Here is a 13,826-nt window from a genome sequence, read left to right as displayed (position 1 = left end):
TCTTCATCCGCCGCCACGACGATATGCCCAACCGGCCGACCCGGTATGTCCTCAGGCGGAGGGCCAGGCGAAGCGGTGGGTGTGGATGCCGAAGTAGGTGAAGGCCTCGGCGCGGGTTACGCCGGGGACGCGTTTGATGTGGTCGTTGAGGACGGCCAGCAGCTCGGCGGGTTCTTTGCAGACCACCTCGGCGAACAGGTCGAAGGAGCCTGCGGTGAGGACGACGTAGATGACGCCGGACAGTTCGCTGATGCGGTCGGCCACGGCGTGGACGTCGGTGTCGACGCGGACGCCGATCAGGGCCATGACCGGGAGGCCGAGGGCCATCGGGTCGGTGACGCCGACGATCTGGACGACGCCCTCGTCGCGTAGACGCTGGACGCGCTGGCGGACGGCGGGGGCGGACAGGCCGGACGCCTCCGACAAGGCGGTGTAGGACGCGCGGCCGTCGCGTTGCAGCTCGCGCAGCAGGATGTGGTCGACGTCGTCGAGGGTCACGCGACGAGTTCCGCTACGGCGGCGGCGAAGACTTCCTGGTGGCGGTCGACGTCGGCCTCGGTGGTGTCGGGGCACATCAGGGCCATGTTGTGGAACGGCGTGAGCAGTACGCCCCGGTTGGCGAGGTAGACGTGCAGGTAGTCGTCCAGGTGGGGGTCGGCGGCGGCGTTGGACTCGCCGCCGTTCCGGGGGGCGGGGCTGGTGAAGCGGTACTCGGCTCGGGCGCCGAGCTGGGTGACCGACCAGGGGAGTGCGTGCTCGTCGATGACCCGCTGTACTCCGCCGGTGAAACGGGTGGCGAGGGCGATCATGCGGTCGAAGGCGGCGGGGGTGAGGACGTGCTCCAGCGTGGCCCGCATGGCGGCCACCGAGAGGGCGTTGCCGGCGAGGGTGCCGCCGACGCCGCCCATGTCGATCAGGTCGAGGCCGCTCATGCTTTCCAGGCGGGCCGCCACTTCGGCGGACAGGCCGTAGCCGCCGCTCGGGATGCCGCCGCCGATGGCCTTGCCGATGGTCACGATGTCGGGGGTGAGGTTCCAGGCCGCCGTGCAGCCACCCGGGCCCGCGGAGAACGTGTGCGTCTCGTCGATGATCAGCAGGGTGCCGTGGCGGCGGGTCAGCTCGCGCACGCCGTCCAGGTAGCCGGGTTCGGGCAGGACGATGCCGATGTTGGTGAGCGCCGGCTCCATGAGGACGGCCGCCGTGTCGCCGTACGCGAGCTCGCGCTCCAGCGCCGCCAGGTCGTTGAACTCGACGACCCTGGAGGTCGCCGTCGGGTCCACCGGGGCACCCACGTTGCCCTCGCGGGACACCTGCTCGCCGTCCGGGCCGACCACCAGCAGGACCTCGTCCACGCTGCCGTGGTAGCAGTAACTGTCGACCAGGATCTTCGGCCGCCCGGTGACCGCCCTGGCCAGGCGTATCGCCCACCGGTTGGCGTCCGTGGCCGTCAGCGAGAAGCTCCAGTACGGCACCCCGAACCGCCGCCCCAGCTCCGCCCCCACCCAGGCGGCGTCCTCGGTGGGCATCATCACCGTCGCCCCGCCCACCACCCCGAACTGCTCGGCCACCGCGTCCACCGTGGCCTTGGCCGAGTGCCCCGCCATAGCCCCGGTGTCCCCCAGGCACAGGTCCACGTACTCATGTCCGTCCAGGTCGGTCACCCGCGCCCCCCGCGCCCCCGCCAGATAGAGCGGGAACCCGGCCGCGGTCTTGTTCATCCACGTCATCGGCACACCCCCGAACAGGTGCCCCCGCGCCCGCTCATACGCCGCCGCCGACCGAGGATTCCGCTCCCGGAACGCCTCCCGCTCCCGCTCCAGCAACGCCCCGAGCCGCCTGCGGTCAACCATGGCCACCACCTTGGAAATCATTGACATAGACGTGATGTGCAACTGATTCTGAGGTGAACGTACTCTTCGATGGCCGAAATGTGAAGATAGCGGGGTTGCCGGCCGACCGAGGCTACGGGTGTGGCCGCGGCGGGCTCAACGATGAGGGATCAGGGGTGCAGGGTGAGGCCTTTGAGGGTTTTGTCGATGGGGTTGCGGGGGCCGTAGATGGCCAGGCCTACCAGGGGGAGGTCGGTTGCGGTAACGGCTTGGACGGCGGCGCGGTTGTCTTGGTCGTTGCCGGTTTTGAACATCTCTTCTATGTAGACGGCGGTGGGGAAGGCTCTCGTCAGGGCGCGTTCGTGGATGCGGGTCAGGGCAGGGGGGTCGGCGGCGTAGATGAGGATGGGCTGGCGGATCATCGGCAAGTAGGTGTTGCCGGAGGCGTCGGCGTAGGGTTCGCCGATTATTTCGTCTATGCCGGCGGCTATGGCGCTCGACAGGAACGCGGTGACGTTGAGTTTCTGCCAGGTGGCGAGGTCTTCTCGGACGATTATGGCGATCTTGGTGTCGAAGCGCATGGGGGGAGATTGGCGGAGGGGGAGGTCGGGTGTCTTGTACGGCGGTGCGGGGTCAGGGGGTGATGGCTCGGCGGTAGGCGCCTGGGGTGATTCCGAAGTAGCGGGTGAACCAGCGGGTCAGGTGGCTTTGGTCGGTGAAGCCGGTCATGGCGGCGATCTCGGCCAGGGGGTGGCCTTCGTCGAGGAGGCGGCGGGCCGTGCGCAGGCGGAGCTGGCGTTGGTAGTCGCTGGGGGCCATTCCGTAGGCGGCCTGGAACGAGCGGTAGACGGCGAAACGGCTTCGGCCGGCGACCGCGGCCAGCTCGGCGGCTGAGATCCCGAGATCGTCGCTGTAGTGCAGGGCCTCCCGGACGAGCCGGGCCGGGGCCGTCTCCGGCGCCCTCGCGGTCACGCGTGCGCCGGCACCCGATCGCGCCACCGCCGCGACGACCTCGTCGAGGAGCTCGTCGCGCCGCAGTGTCGTGGCGCCTCCCACCAGAGCCTCGTGCAGCCGGCGCAGGTCCCGGGCTAAACCGATGTCACGCACCACCGGCTCGGTGAACAGTGGCAGAGCCGCACGTCTCGCGCCGTCGGCGGCTTCGCCCAGGACGTCGGCCACCAGGTCGGGGCCGACGTGCACCATCCGGTAGGTGAAGCCGATCTCGTCCGCCGCGTGGCCGTCGTGGGGATCGTCGGGATTGAAGACCATGACCATTCCGGCCGCGCTGCGGTGTCTGGCTCCCCGGCAGGTGAAGGTCTGGACGCCTTGCTCGGTGAAGCCGAACGAGTACGTCTCGTGGCTGTGCCGGTGGTAGACGTGCCGTTCGAAGTGCGCGTGCATGGCTTCGACCGGCCGATCCCCGGCCCGCCAGTACCGCGCCCAGTCCCCTGCCACTCCTGCATTCTCCTCCCGCCCCGGCGGCCCGGTGGTGGGTGGATTCGAGTGGTGGCGAATTGATTGCCGGGGGGGCGGGGTGGGGCGAGGGTGCTCGTGTTCCCGCTCTTCGACGGCAGTGGAGGTCATTCATGCGTGGGACGTTGGTTCGGGTCGTGGTCGCGGTCGTGACCGTGTTCGGGGTGGTCGGGGTCGTCTCTACGCCGGCGCACGCGGATCCGCCGTGCCGGACGGAGGGGCACGCGTACATGATCTATCAGGGGCGCGTCTACTTCTCGGGGTACGAGGGGAGACGGGAGTTCGGGGTGCCGCACGTCTCGATCCCCAGCGGGGCGGCGGTGGAGTTCGGCGGGAACGGGATCCTGCCGGGGTCGGGGATGTCGTTCGACACGGAGGGGCTGATCAACGACAGGGATCTGGTGGGGCCGGCGCGGGGGAACTGCGTGGTCAACCAGCAGCGGTTCTTCGCCAACTTCCCGCCTGGTGAGTACGTGTTGTTCGCCACGTACGACGTGCCGGGACGGTCGGATCCGGTGGAGGACGACCCGGTCGCCTCGATCACCATCACCTGATCCGGAGAGTTGATCCCGATGCCCGGCTCGCACCAGGGGCCGGGCATTTCTCGTGTTTCGGAAGTATGGGATGTACGTGCAAGCCGAACGGGGGCGGCTCGCGAATACGGGCTGTGCCGATCGAGGTTCGTCTCAACACGTCGGCGGTGACCAGGATCCGGTTCACGATCTCACCGCTGGGGGAGGCCGTGCGGAGCCTTCAGTTGCTGCGCGCGCCCGCGCATCAGGTCGTTCACCTGCGGCGGTGGCAGCTGCTCGGGCTGCGGTACGACGGGGTGGGGCTGCCGGGGAGGGAGCGGTGCCTGCCCGCGGCGTGGGTGCCGGTGCCGGGGGCGGCGCGGCCGACGCTGGCCGAGGAGATCGCGGGGCTGATCGGGGAGTCGTGGTGCGGGCCGGCTCTTGGGGGGTGCGGTGAGTGGGCACCGGGGGAGCCCGCGGAGGTGGCGCGGAGGGTGCGGGCGCACTGGGGGAAGGTGCTCGGGCCGCACTGGGCGCAGGTCAGCGACGTGCTGGAGGCGGATGTGCTGTACCGGGCGGTGCGGTTCACCAACGGCGGGATCGCGGGGCTGTTCGCGGATCTGCACCGGGGGATCTCGCTGAGCGGAGGGACGGTGCGGGCGTGGACGCATTGCTGCGACCGGAGGGTGGCGGTGCCGGCGGCGGGGCTGGTGCTGGTGCCGTCGGTCTTCGGGTGGCCTTACGTGTCGGCGACGGTCGTGCCGGGGGGTGCGATGGTGCTCAGCTATCCGGCGCGGGGGATCGGGGAATTGTGGCGGGCGCCGGCCGCCACGGCGCCGTTGCTGGCGGAGTTGCTCGGGGAGAACCGGGCTCGGATCCTGTTGCGGCTGGATCCGCCGCACGGGACGGGGGCGCTGGCGCGGCGGCTCGGGCTTTCTCCCTCGACGGTTTCCTATCACCTGCGGGTGTTGCACGCGGCCGGGCTGGTGGGGCGGCATCGGGATGGGCGGCAGGTGCTCTACCGGCGTACTCCGCTGGGGGATTCGCTGATCAACCGGCAGGTGGCCGGTTGAGTCACGCGGTGATGAGGACCACGGTGCCGAGGGGGAGGTGGGAGAGGGTGGTCAGGGCCTGTTTGGGGAGGCGGATGCAGCCGTGGGAGAGGGCCTTGCCGAAGACGCCGGCGTCGGGCCAGCCGTGGATGCCTATGGTGCCGGGGCCGCCCTCGTAGGTCTGCAGGACGTCCGAGTGGGCGCCGAGGGGGAGGATCAGCGGGCTGTAGGTGATCTCGGGGGGTGCGAGGGAGGCCAGCAGGAAGGTGCGGCCGGCGGGGGTGGGGGTGTCGGGGGCGCCCACCGCGACGGGCCAGGAGCCTGTGGGCTGGGTGTTCTTCAGGAGAGTGAGGCGGCGGTCGCTCAGGTCTACGCGGATCTCGTACGGGTTGGTCGTTTGTTTGGTGGTGCCGTCGGCGGTGTGCAGCCAGCCGGTGGCGCCGTTGGGGCGGGTGGGGAGGAGGACCCTGGTCCAGCCTGGGCGGGTTTCTATCACCGGGAGCCAGGTGGGGTTGTCGAGTTGGGTGGTGGGGAGGACGGCGAGAGGTGGGCCGCCAGGGGCCTTGTAGATGACCTTCGCCACCTTGGGGTGGACGATCTCGCGGGTCGCGGGGGTGTGGGGGGTGTCGGGCTGGGCCGCCTTGAGTCTTGCGTAGGTGGTGGCTCGGGGGAGGGCGGCCATTTCCTTCTTTGTCACTGGTTGTGGGGCTATGGGGGGTTGGACCGGGGGTTTGGCCAGCTGGCGGTCGACCTTTCTCATCGCCAGGTAGGTGATGAGTGACACGGCTGTCAGTACGGCTATCGCCACCGCGGTGATGAGGATCGTCGCGCGGGTTGATGGGCGGCGGACGTACATCTTTGGCCCCCGGAAGTGATGCAGTCGCGGGTGGAGACGGTGGTGGGGGGGAGGAGGGCCCGCCGGGTGGTTTTGGCGGGCCCTCGGGTGGAGGTCAACCCGTTACGGCGAAGTGGCGTTGTACGGGCTTGTGGTAGTGGCGGTGGATCTTCTTGTGGTGGGGCTTGTGGTAGCGGTGCTCGGGGACCCAGCGCTGCTTGTGGGAGTCCCAGTACTCGCGGTGGCCGCCGCCCTGGTCGTAGTGGCCGTAGATGTGGCGGCGGATGCCCTTGTCGATCACGACTACCCGGTCGTCCTTCCGGTGCCAGTGGTCTTCGCAGTGCTGGCGCAGCTTCTCCCACCTCTTGTCTTCCCAGCCGCCCTCACCGCGGTGGTTGCGGAACTTGTGGCAGATGCGGTCGAGCTCGTCGTCGTTGTCGTCGTCATGGACGGCGACGGGTGTCTCCTCCTCTTCAGGGGCCTCCTCCTTGACCTCGTGCTTCTCCTTCTCCTTCGCCTTCAGGGCCTCGACCTTCAGGATCACGATCGGCGAGGTGCTCGGGTCGAAGGAGGCGTTGCCCTGGTAGTGGGCGGTGATGTGGTGGGTGCCCTCGGCCATGGCGGACGTGGTGAAGGTCGCCTGGGCGACGCCTTCGAGCGGTGCGGTGCCGATGTCCGTGGAGCCGTTGCGGAACACGACGTTCCCGGTGGCAAGGATCACGCCGGTCGCCGTCACCGTGGCGGTGAAGGTGATCGACTCGCCCGTCCTGGCCGGGTTACGGGATGCGGTCAGCGTGATGGTCGTGGGGATGAGTTGCCGCCTGGTGGCGGCGAAGCCTGTCTGCACGGGCGCGGCCGGAAGCAGTGCGACTGCTTTCGTCCCCAGGTCTTGCGGCGCCAGAACGGCGCCCGCGGTGCCCGGTGTCGCGGCGAGTACGCCCAGCGCGAGGGCGCCCGTGAGAGAGGCTGTCAGCCACGAACGACCGACGTTACGGTGTGTAGACCGAGGATGACCGACGTCTATCATAAAGCGGTCCTTTTCTTTTTGCAGTTCAAAGTAAAGGAGCACCTTGATACTGGCGCGCCTGCATGTCCGACCCTACTCATGGTCGACGTCCAGTCCGTTGTCCGACATGCGGGAGATTCGCGCCAGCAGGCAAAAAATATGACGCCTCTCCCCACCGATATATGTCCATAAAACGGATATGCAGGATGGGCCGGAGCGGCGAAATGCCCGGCCAGAGCGGGAAAACCGCGCTTAGGCGCCGCCTGCGGCGACGGCGGGTAATTTCTTTCGCGCGCGTGGCGGCCCTCGGGTGTGTCGCCCCGTGAATGTGCGCTGATTCGCTGGAGTTCGCGCCTTCTTCCGGCAACCTCCGCAGGTGCGGGTGAATACCCGTAGTGTAATTCCACGGGTGGTGGGAACCCGGCCGTGGACGCGCCGGGAAATGGCGCGGGAGGGCGGGACGGGTAAGGATCAGGCGCGGGGATAGGGTTCCGGCATGTTCGCCGTAACGTGCACACGTACCGACCCCGACAACCCCCTCGCCGGGCTCACGCTCGGCGAGCACCCCGATCCCGAGCCCCGCGAGGGCTGGGCCACGGTGGCCGTCAAGGCCACGGCGCTCAACCACCACGACCTGTGGACGCTCCAGGGCGTCGGCATCCGCCAGGACCGCCTGCCCATCGTGCTCGGCTGCGACGCGGCCGGCGTGGACGAGGACGGCAACGAGGTCATCGTCCACTCGGTGATCGGCACGCCGGTGCACGGGGACGAGACCCTGGACCCGAGGCGTTCCCTGCTGTCGGAGGTCCACGACGGGACGTTCGCCGAGCGGGTCGCGGTGCCGCGCGGCAACCTGGTGCCGAAGCCCGCGGAGTTGTCGTTCGAGGACGCCGCGTGCCTGCCGACGGCGTGGCTGACGGCGTACCGCATGCTCTTCGAGAAGGCCGGCCTGGAGCCGGGGTCCACGGTGCTGGTGCAGGGCGCGGGCGGCGGCGTGGCGACCGCGCTGATCACCCTCGGGCGGGCCGCGGGCTACCGCGTCTGGGCGACCAGCCGTTCGGAGGGCAAGCGGGCCCGGGCGCTCGAACTCGGCGCGGACCAGGTCTTCACCCCGGGCGCGCGGCTGCCCGAGCGGGTGGACGCCGTGATGGAGACCGTGGGCCAGGCCACCTGGGACCACTCGCTGAAGTCGTTGCGTCCCGGCGGGCGCGTCGTGGTGAGCGGGGCGACCAGCGGCGCGGTGCCGCCGGCCGACCTCAACCGCGTGTTCTTCCTCCAGCTGTCGGTGGTCGGCTCCACCATGGGCACCCGCGAGCAGCTCGCCCGGCTCGCCACCTTCCTCGGCCAGACCGGCGTACGGCCGGTGGTGGACCGGGTGCTGCCGCTGGACAAGGCCGCCGAGGGCTTCGCCGCGCTGCGGGACGGCGAGTTCTTCGGGAAGATCGTCTTCACCGTCGGCTGACGCCGGGGCGCGCCACCGAGGTCAGTGGCGCACCGCGGCGCGGATCCTGGTGGTCGCGTCGTACAGCGCGTCCTGCGCGGCCGCCAGGGTCTCCGCGGTCACCGTGCCCGCCGCCGCGAGCTCCCGGATGTCCCTGACGAACTCGCCGAGCATCTGGCCGAGCTCCTGGTCGTGGTCCCGCGCGTCCTGGCCGGGCCGCGCGTCGCCCCACATGCCGCGCACCCAGTCTTCCTTCCAGCGCTGGGTCTCCTCTTTCCACGCCTGCTTCTGGCGCTGGAACTCCTGCTTCTGCTGCTGCCAGGACTGCTTCTGGTCGCGCCAGGCGCGGCGGTACTCGTCGCGTGCCGCACGGATCTCGTCGCGGGCCGCGCGAGCGCCGTCCTGGGCCTCCTGATGGCCCTCCTGGGAGCCGTGCCGCACGTCGCGGGCCATCTGGGTCAGCTCGTCGCGCAGGGACCGCACGGTGTCCCGTACGTCCTCCTTGACCTCACGGGCGATGTCCTGGACCGACTGGGAGATCTCCTGCTCGAGGTCGGCCAGCTCGTCCAGCCGCGCGTTCAGCTCGTCCCGGCCGCGGTCGGAGATGGTGAAGACCTTCTTGCCGTCCACCAGCTCGTGGGTGACCAGCCCCTCCTCCTCCAGGCGGGCCAGGCGCGGGTAGATCGTGCCGGGCGACGGGGAGTAGACGCCGAGGAAGCGGTCCTGCAGGAGGCGGATCACCTCGTAGCCGTGCTTGGGGCTCTCCTCGAGCAGCTTCAGCAGGTACAAACGGAGCCGCCCATGGGCGAAAACGGGGCTCACTGGTCTCTCCTCAGAAGGGTCACATCAGCCGAGATCGTGGAGGCCGACAGGGAGGCCATCCCGCCGCCGAGCCTGCCGGACAGCGAACGCGCGCCGGGACGGCTGGTGGCGCTCAGGCCGGAGAACACCGAGTTCAGGCGCCCGGAGGTGGATCTCAGGGCCACGTCGGTGTCGGCGTCCTGGGGCAGCCGCACGACCACGGCGCCCGACACGCTGTGCAGGGTGACGTGCCCGGTCGGCGGGAGCTCCAGGTCGGCGGTGATCCGGCCGGACACGGTGTTGGCGCGCAGCCGGCGGGGCGTGCCGCCGGCGACGGTCAGCTCCCCGGCCACGCTGGTGAAGCGGAGGTCGCCGACCAGGCCGCGGCTCTCGACCGGTCCCGACACGGTCTCGGCCTCGATCTCGCCGCTGACCCCGTCCAGCACGATCTCGCCGGACACGCTCTTGACGCCGGTGTGGTTCTCGAAGCCCGCCATCACCGCCGAGGCGGAGATCACGCCCACCTGCACCGGGCACTCCTTGGGCACCGTCAGCGTCAGCGTGATGGACCGCGAGCCGGGCCGCAGCCAGCCGAGGACGCCGTCCCAGGTGAGGTCCTTGTACGCGACGGTGAGCCGGCCGTCGTCGTCGTGCTCGACCATCAGAGGGGGTGTGTCGATCTCGCTCACTTCGAGGCTGGGTGGCCCGTCGCTGGCGAGCACGGCCAGGCGCCCGGCCACGATGCGTACGTTGAGGGCGGTGACCGCCTCGAACGTCAGCTTGTCGGGCTGATCGATGATCCACTGGGGCATGACACTGGCCCTTCAGACGGCGGGGGACGACTTGTTCTACAAACACGATATGTCGCGTCAGCGAAAAGTCAAGATGTATCGCGTTTCCCCGTGAGTGCCGTTCAGTCCTCGTCGTCCAGCCGGGCCAGCCACGTGGCCAGCCGTTCCACCGGCACCTCGAACTCCGGATTGAGGTCGACGAACTCGCGCAGCCGCTCGGCCAGCCAGATCATGCCGATCTCCTCTTCGCCGCGGCGCTCGACGAGCTCCTCGATCCCCCGGTCGGTGAAGTACATCGCGTCTCCCAAAGAATGATCCATATACGGCGAAGTCCCCCACGAAACGCCGGTGGGGGACTTCGCTGCGGTCGAACGTCAGCCGAGGCTCTCGGCGACGATGTGCTCCAGCTCGGCGTCGTGCGTGTTGTGCGAGCCCGTCGCAGGCGAGGAGTTCGCCGGACGGGACACCCGCCGCAGCCCGCGCCCGCCGAGCACGCCGGGCTCCTCGGTGAGCTTCAGCGTGAGGTACGGCCACGGGCCCATGTTGATCGGCTCGTCCTGTGCCCAGATCAGATCGGCGTCCAGGCTGTAGCGGGACAGCTCGGCGCGCAGCTCCTCGGCCGGGAACGGGTAGATGCGCTCCAGCCGCACGACCGCGACGTCCGAGCGCTCCTGCTTGTCCCGCGCCGCCGCCAGGTCGTAGTAGACCCGGCCCGAGCACAGCACCACCCGGCGCACGGCCGAGGGGTTGACCGTGGAGTCGCCGATCACCGGCCGGAAGGCCCCGGAGGTGAACTCGGCGGCCGGCGAGGACGCCGCCTTGTGCCGCAGCAGCGACTTGGGCGTGAAGACGATCAGCGGCCGGCGGCGGCCCGACAGCACCTGCCAGCGCAGCAGGTGGAAGTAGTTCGCCGGGGTGGTCGGCTGCGCCACCGTCATGTTGTCCTGGGCGCACATCTGGAGGAACCGCTCGATCCGGGCGGAGGAGTGGTCCGGCCCCTGGCCCTCGTAGCCGTGCGGCAGCAGCAGCACCACCGAGGAGCGCTGGCCCCACTTCTGCTCGCCCGAGGAGATGAACTCGTCGATGATCGACTGGGCGCCGTTGGCGAAGTCGCCGAACTGCGCCTCCCAGGCGACCAGGGCGTCGGGACGCACCACGCTGTAGCCGTACTCGAAGCCCATCGCCGCGAACTCCGACAGCAGGGAGTCGTAGACGTAGAACTTCGTGGTGCCCTGGTTGAAGGTCTTCAGCGGCGTGTAGTCCTCACCGGTGACCCGGTCGACCAGCACGGCGTGCCGCTGGCCGAAGGTGCCGCGCCGGGAGTCCTGCCCGACCAGGCGGACCGGGTGGCCGTCCAGCAGCAGCGAGCCGAACGCCAGGGTCTCGCCCATGGCCCAGTCGACGGTGTCCTCGCTCACCATCTGGCCGCGGCGCTGGAGCACCGGGGCCAGGCGGGGGTGGACGGTGAAGCCGTCGGGGAGGTTCAGCTGGGTCTCGACGACCCGCTTGATGGTCTCCTCGGTGACCGCGGACGGGGTCTCGTCGTGCGACCACGGCACCACCTCGTCGGGGGCGGGCTTGACGACCGCTCCCGGCTCCAGCGGCTTGTGGCCGGCCTCGCGGGTCTCGGTGAACGCGCGCTCCAGCTGCTCCTGGTAGTCGCGCAGCGCCTGCTCGGCCTCCTCGACCGTGATGTCGCCCCGCCCGATCAGCGCCTCGGTGTACAGCTTGCGGATGGACCGCTTGGCGTCGATCAGGTCGTACATCAGCGGCTGGGTGAAGCTCGGGTTGTCGGCCTCGTTGTGGCCGCGGCGGCGGTAGCAGACGAGGTCGATCACGACGTCCTTGCGGAACGTCTTGCGGTACTCGTAGGCGAGCTTGCCCACCCGCACGACGGCCTCGGGGTCGTCGCCGTTCACGTGGAAGATCGGCGCCTGGATCATGCGGGCGACGTCGGTGGCGTACACGCTGGACCGCGAGGACGCGGGCGAGGTGGTGAAGCCCACCTGGTTGTTGACCACGACGTGCACCGTGCCGCCGGTGCGGTACCCGCGAAGCTGCGAGAGGTGCAGCGTCTCGGCCACCACGCCCTGCCCGGCGAAGGCGGCGTCGCCGTGCACCATCAGCGGGAAGACGGTGAAGCCCTCCTCGCCGCGCTCCAGGAGGTCCTGCTTGGCGCGGACCACGCCCTCCAGGACGGGGTCGACGGCCTCCAGGTGGGAGGGGTTGGCCACCACGGACGTCGCGATCTTCTGGCCGCCCGGGGCGGTGAAGTCGCCGCCGGCGCCGAGGTGGTACTTGACGTCGCCGGAGCCGTGCGCGCTGCGCGGGTCGAGGTTGCCCTCGAACTCGCCGAACACCTGGGCGTAGGACTTGCCGACGATATTGGCGAGGACGTTCAGCCGGCCGCGGTGGGCCATGCCGATCACGACCTCGTCCAGCCCCTCCTCGGCGGCGGAGCTGATCACCGAGTCGAGCAGCGGGATCAGCGACTCGCCGCCCTCCAGCGAGAACCGCTTCTGCCCGACGTACTTGGTCTGCAGGAACGTCTCGAAGGCCTCGGCGGTGTTGAGCCGGCGCAGGATGTGGAGCTGTTCCTCCCGGGTCGGCCGGGTGTGCCCCTTCTCCACGCGGCCCTGGATCCAGGCCCGCTCCTCGGGGTTCTGGATGTGCATGTACTCGATGCCGACCGTGCGGCAGTAGGAGTCGCGCAGCACGCCGAGGATGTCGCGCAGCTTCATCAGCGGCTTGCCGCCGAACCCGCCGGTGGCGAACTCGCGCTCGAGGTCCCACAACGTGAGGCCGTGGGACTTGATGTCGAGGTCGGGGTGCTTGCGCTGGTTGTACTCGAGCGGATCGGTGTCGGCCATCAGGTGGCCGCGCACGCGGTAGGCGTGGATCAGCTCGATGACCCGGGCGGACTTGGCCACGTCGTCGTCGTGCGAGGCCGAGATGTCCTGGACCCAGCGGACCGGCTCGTACGGGATGCGCAGCGCCTGGAACACCTCGTCGTAGAAGCCGTCCTCGCCGAGCAGCAGCCGGTGGATGCGGCGCAGGAACTCGCCCGACTGGGCGCCCTGGATGATGCGGTGGTCGTAGGTGCTGGTCAGGGTCATGACCCGGCTGACCGCGAGGCGGTTCAGCGTCTCGGGGGAGGCGCCCTGGTATTCGGCGGGGTATTCCATCGCGCCGACGCCGATGATCGTGCCCTGGCCCGGCATCAGGCGGGGCACCGAGTGGACGGTGCCGATGGTGCCGGGGTTGGTGAGGCTGATCGTGGTGCCCTGGAAGTCGTCCACGCCGAGCTTGCCGGCGCGGGCCTTGCGGACGATGTCCTCGTAGGCCATCCAGAACTGGCGGAAGTCCATCGACTCGGCGGCCTTGATCGACGGCACCAGGAGCTGGCGGCTGCCGTCGCTCTTCTGCACGTCGATGGCGAGGCCGATGCCGACGTGCTCGGGCTTGACCAGGGTCGGCTTGCCGTCAACCTCGGCGTAGGAGTGGTTCATGTCCGGCATCACGGCGAGCGCCTTGACGATGGCGTAGCCGATCAGGTGGGTGAACGACACCTTGCCGCCGCGCCCGCGGGACAGGTGGTTGTTGATGACGATGCGGTTGTCGATCAGCAGCTTGGCCGGGATCACCCGCACGCTGGTGGCCGTGGGGACGGTCAGGCTGGCGTCCATGTTGGCCGCGGTGCGGGCGGCGGCGCCGCGCAGGCGGACCTCTTCGGCGCCGGAGGTGGCCGGCTTGGCGGCCTCGGCGGGCTTGGGAGCCTCGGCGGGCTTGGGGGCGGCCTTCGGAGCGGCCTTGGCCACGGGCTTCGCGGCGGGCTCGGGCTCGGCCTTCGGGGGTGCGGACGGCGGCGCGGCTACCTGCGCGGTGTCGGGCGTCGCGCCGTTGGCCCCAGCGGGGGCCGCGGTGCGGCTCGTACCGGAGTCGGGGTTGTAGTCAGCGAAGAAGTTCCACCAGGCGCGATCAACGGATTCGGGGTCCTGGAGGTACTTCTGGTACAGCTCATCGACAAGCCACTCGTTCTGTCCAAAGGTGGCCAGCGGGTTTGTCCGCGACGACTCAGACGACACG

At 69.8% G+C, this 13,826-nt stretch carries 13 protein-coding genes; 3 read left to right on the top strand and 10 right to left on the bottom strand.

Annotated features, from left to right (window positions below; genetic code table 11):
* Positions 1-51: 51 nt before the first annotated feature.
* The 4 genes from ACFP1K_RS10510 to ACFP1K_RS10495 all read right to left on the bottom strand — a co-directional run bounded on the left by ACFP1K_RS10510 (position 52) and on the right by ACFP1K_RS10495 (position 3,284).
* Entirely contained in the window at positions 52-498 is a 447-nt protein-coding gene (locus tag ACFP1K_RS10510; RefSeq protein ID WP_380749824.1) for an Lrp/AsnC family transcriptional regulator, read from the bottom strand.
* The gene (locus tag ACFP1K_RS10505) at positions 495-1,850 is read right to left on the bottom strand and encodes a transaminase (RefSeq protein WP_380749821.1); all 1,356 of its coding nucleotides are present in this window, start codon (positions 1,848-1,850) and stop codon (positions 495-497) included. The genes ACFP1K_RS10510 and ACFP1K_RS10505 overlap by 4 nt, the downstream gene beginning before the upstream one ends.
* 149 nt (positions 1,851-1,999) lie before the next feature.
* Complete coding sequence (locus ACFP1K_RS10500) at positions 2,000-2,410, bottom strand: DUF2000 family protein (RefSeq protein ID WP_380749818.1); 411 nt, start codon at positions 2,408-2,410, stop codon at positions 2,000-2,002.
* Between the two features lie 52 nt (positions 2,411-2,462).
* Positions 2,463-3,284, bottom strand: coding sequence for an AraC family transcriptional regulator (locus ACFP1K_RS10495; protein ID WP_380749815.1), 822 nt, complete (start codon positions 3,282-3,284; stop codon positions 2,463-2,465).
* 131 nt (positions 3,285-3,415) lie between these two features.
* On the opposite strand from ACFP1K_RS10495, the gene ACFP1K_RS10490 reads away from it, so the two are divergent.
* Positions 3,416-3,856, top strand: coding sequence for a hypothetical protein (locus ACFP1K_RS10490; RefSeq protein WP_380749810.1), 441 nt, complete (start codon positions 3,416-3,418; stop codon positions 3,854-3,856).
* Positions 3,857-3,969: 113 nt separating this feature from the next.
* Positions 3,970-4,887 (top strand): ArsR/SmtB family transcription factor, encoded by a 918-nt coding sequence (locus tag ACFP1K_RS10485; protein ID WP_380749805.1) that lies wholly within the window; start codon positions 3,970-3,972, stop codon positions 4,885-4,887.
* Position 4,888: 1 nt separating this feature from the next.
* Here the strand turns inward: ACFP1K_RS10485 and ACFP1K_RS10480 are convergent, their stop codons facing one another.
* Together ACFP1K_RS10480 and ACFP1K_RS10475 are read right to left on the bottom strand one after the other, a co-directional pair.
* Positions 4,889-5,563: a L,D-transpeptidase gene (locus ACFP1K_RS10480; RefSeq protein ID WP_380749798.1), complete on the bottom strand. Its 675-nt coding sequence runs from the start codon at positions 5,561-5,563 to the stop codon at positions 4,889-4,891.
* A 253-nt stretch (positions 5,564-5,816) separates the two neighbouring features.
* Complete coding sequence (locus ACFP1K_RS10475; RefSeq protein WP_380749792.1) at positions 5,817-6,548, bottom strand: Ig-like domain-containing protein; 732 nt, start codon at positions 6,546-6,548, stop codon at positions 5,817-5,819.
* Between the two features lie 655 nt (positions 6,549-7,203).
* Between ACFP1K_RS10475 and ACFP1K_RS10470 the strand changes: the two genes are divergently transcribed.
* Positions 7,204-8,169, top strand: coding sequence for a zinc-binding dehydrogenase (locus tag ACFP1K_RS10470; RefSeq protein ID WP_380749789.1), 966 nt, complete (start codon positions 7,204-7,206; stop codon positions 8,167-8,169).
* 21 nt (positions 8,170-8,190) lie between these two features.
* Here ACFP1K_RS10470 and ACFP1K_RS10465 read toward each other — a convergent pair whose 3' ends face one another.
* The 4 genes from ACFP1K_RS10465 to ACFP1K_RS10450 all read right to left on the bottom strand — a co-directional run bounded on the left by ACFP1K_RS10465 (position 8,191) and on the right by ACFP1K_RS10450 (position 13,825).
* A complete protein-coding gene (locus ACFP1K_RS10465) occupies positions 8,191-8,970 on the bottom strand; it encodes a PadR family transcriptional regulator (protein ID WP_380749786.1) in 780 nt (259 codons plus the stop codon).
* A complete protein-coding gene (locus ACFP1K_RS10460) occupies positions 8,967-9,761 on the bottom strand; it encodes a DUF4097 family beta strand repeat-containing protein (RefSeq protein WP_380749783.1) in 795 nt (264 codons plus the stop codon). Before ACFP1K_RS10460 ends, ACFP1K_RS10465 begins: the two co-directional genes overlap by 4 nt.
* 101 nt (positions 9,762-9,862) lie before the next feature.
* Positions 9,863-10,036 carry a DUF6104 family protein gene (locus ACFP1K_RS10455; protein WP_380749987.1) on the bottom strand — a complete coding sequence of 58 codons (174 nt, stop codon included), beginning with the start codon at positions 10,034-10,036 and terminating at the stop codon, positions 9,863-9,865.
* Between the two features lie 78 nt (positions 10,037-10,114).
* Positions 10,115-13,825, bottom strand: a complete 3,711-nt coding sequence (locus ACFP1K_RS10450) for a multifunctional oxoglutarate decarboxylase/oxoglutarate dehydrogenase thiamine pyrophosphate-binding subunit/dihydrolipoyllysine-residue succinyltransferase subunit (RefSeq protein ID WP_380749780.1) — start codon at positions 13,823-13,825, stop codon at positions 10,115-10,117.
* Position 13,826 lies beyond the last annotated feature (1 nt).

Origin of the sequence: Sphaerisporangium aureirubrum (assembly GCF_042658925.1) — a bacterium.
Taxonomy (GTDB): Bacteria; Actinomycetota; Actinomycetes; order Streptosporangiales; family Streptosporangiaceae; genus Sphaerisporangium; species Sphaerisporangium aureirubrum.
The sequence above is the reverse complement of the archived record's forward strand: the minus strand, read 5'-3'. Positions and strand labels throughout refer to the sequence as shown.

What these genes read in the sequence shown, in the direction of transcription:
- ACFP1K_RS10490 (WP_380749810.1), top strand. Translation starts at nt 3,416, where the DNA reads ATGCGTGGGACGTTGGTTCGGGTCGTGGTCGCGGTCGTGACCGTGTTC.
- ACFP1K_RS10460 (WP_380749783.1), bottom strand. Translation starts at nt 9,761, where the DNA reads ATGCCCCAGTGGATCATCGATCAGCCCGACAAGCTGACGTTCGAGGCG.
- ACFP1K_RS10455 (WP_380749987.1), bottom strand. Translation starts at nt 10,036, where the DNA reads ATGTACTTCACCGACCGGGGGATCGAGGAGCTCGTCGAGCGCCGCGGC.
- ACFP1K_RS10500 (WP_380749818.1), bottom strand. Translation starts at nt 2,410, where the DNA reads ATGCGCTTCGACACCAAGATCGCCATAATCGTCCGAGAAGACCTCGCC.
- ACFP1K_RS10505 (WP_380749821.1), bottom strand. Translation starts at nt 1,850, where the DNA reads ATGGTTGACCGCAGGCGGCTCGGGGCGTTGCTGGAGCGGGAGCGGGAG.
- ACFP1K_RS10470 (WP_380749789.1), top strand. Translation starts at nt 7,204, where the DNA reads ATGTTCGCCGTAACGTGCACACGTACCGACCCCGACAACCCCCTCGCC.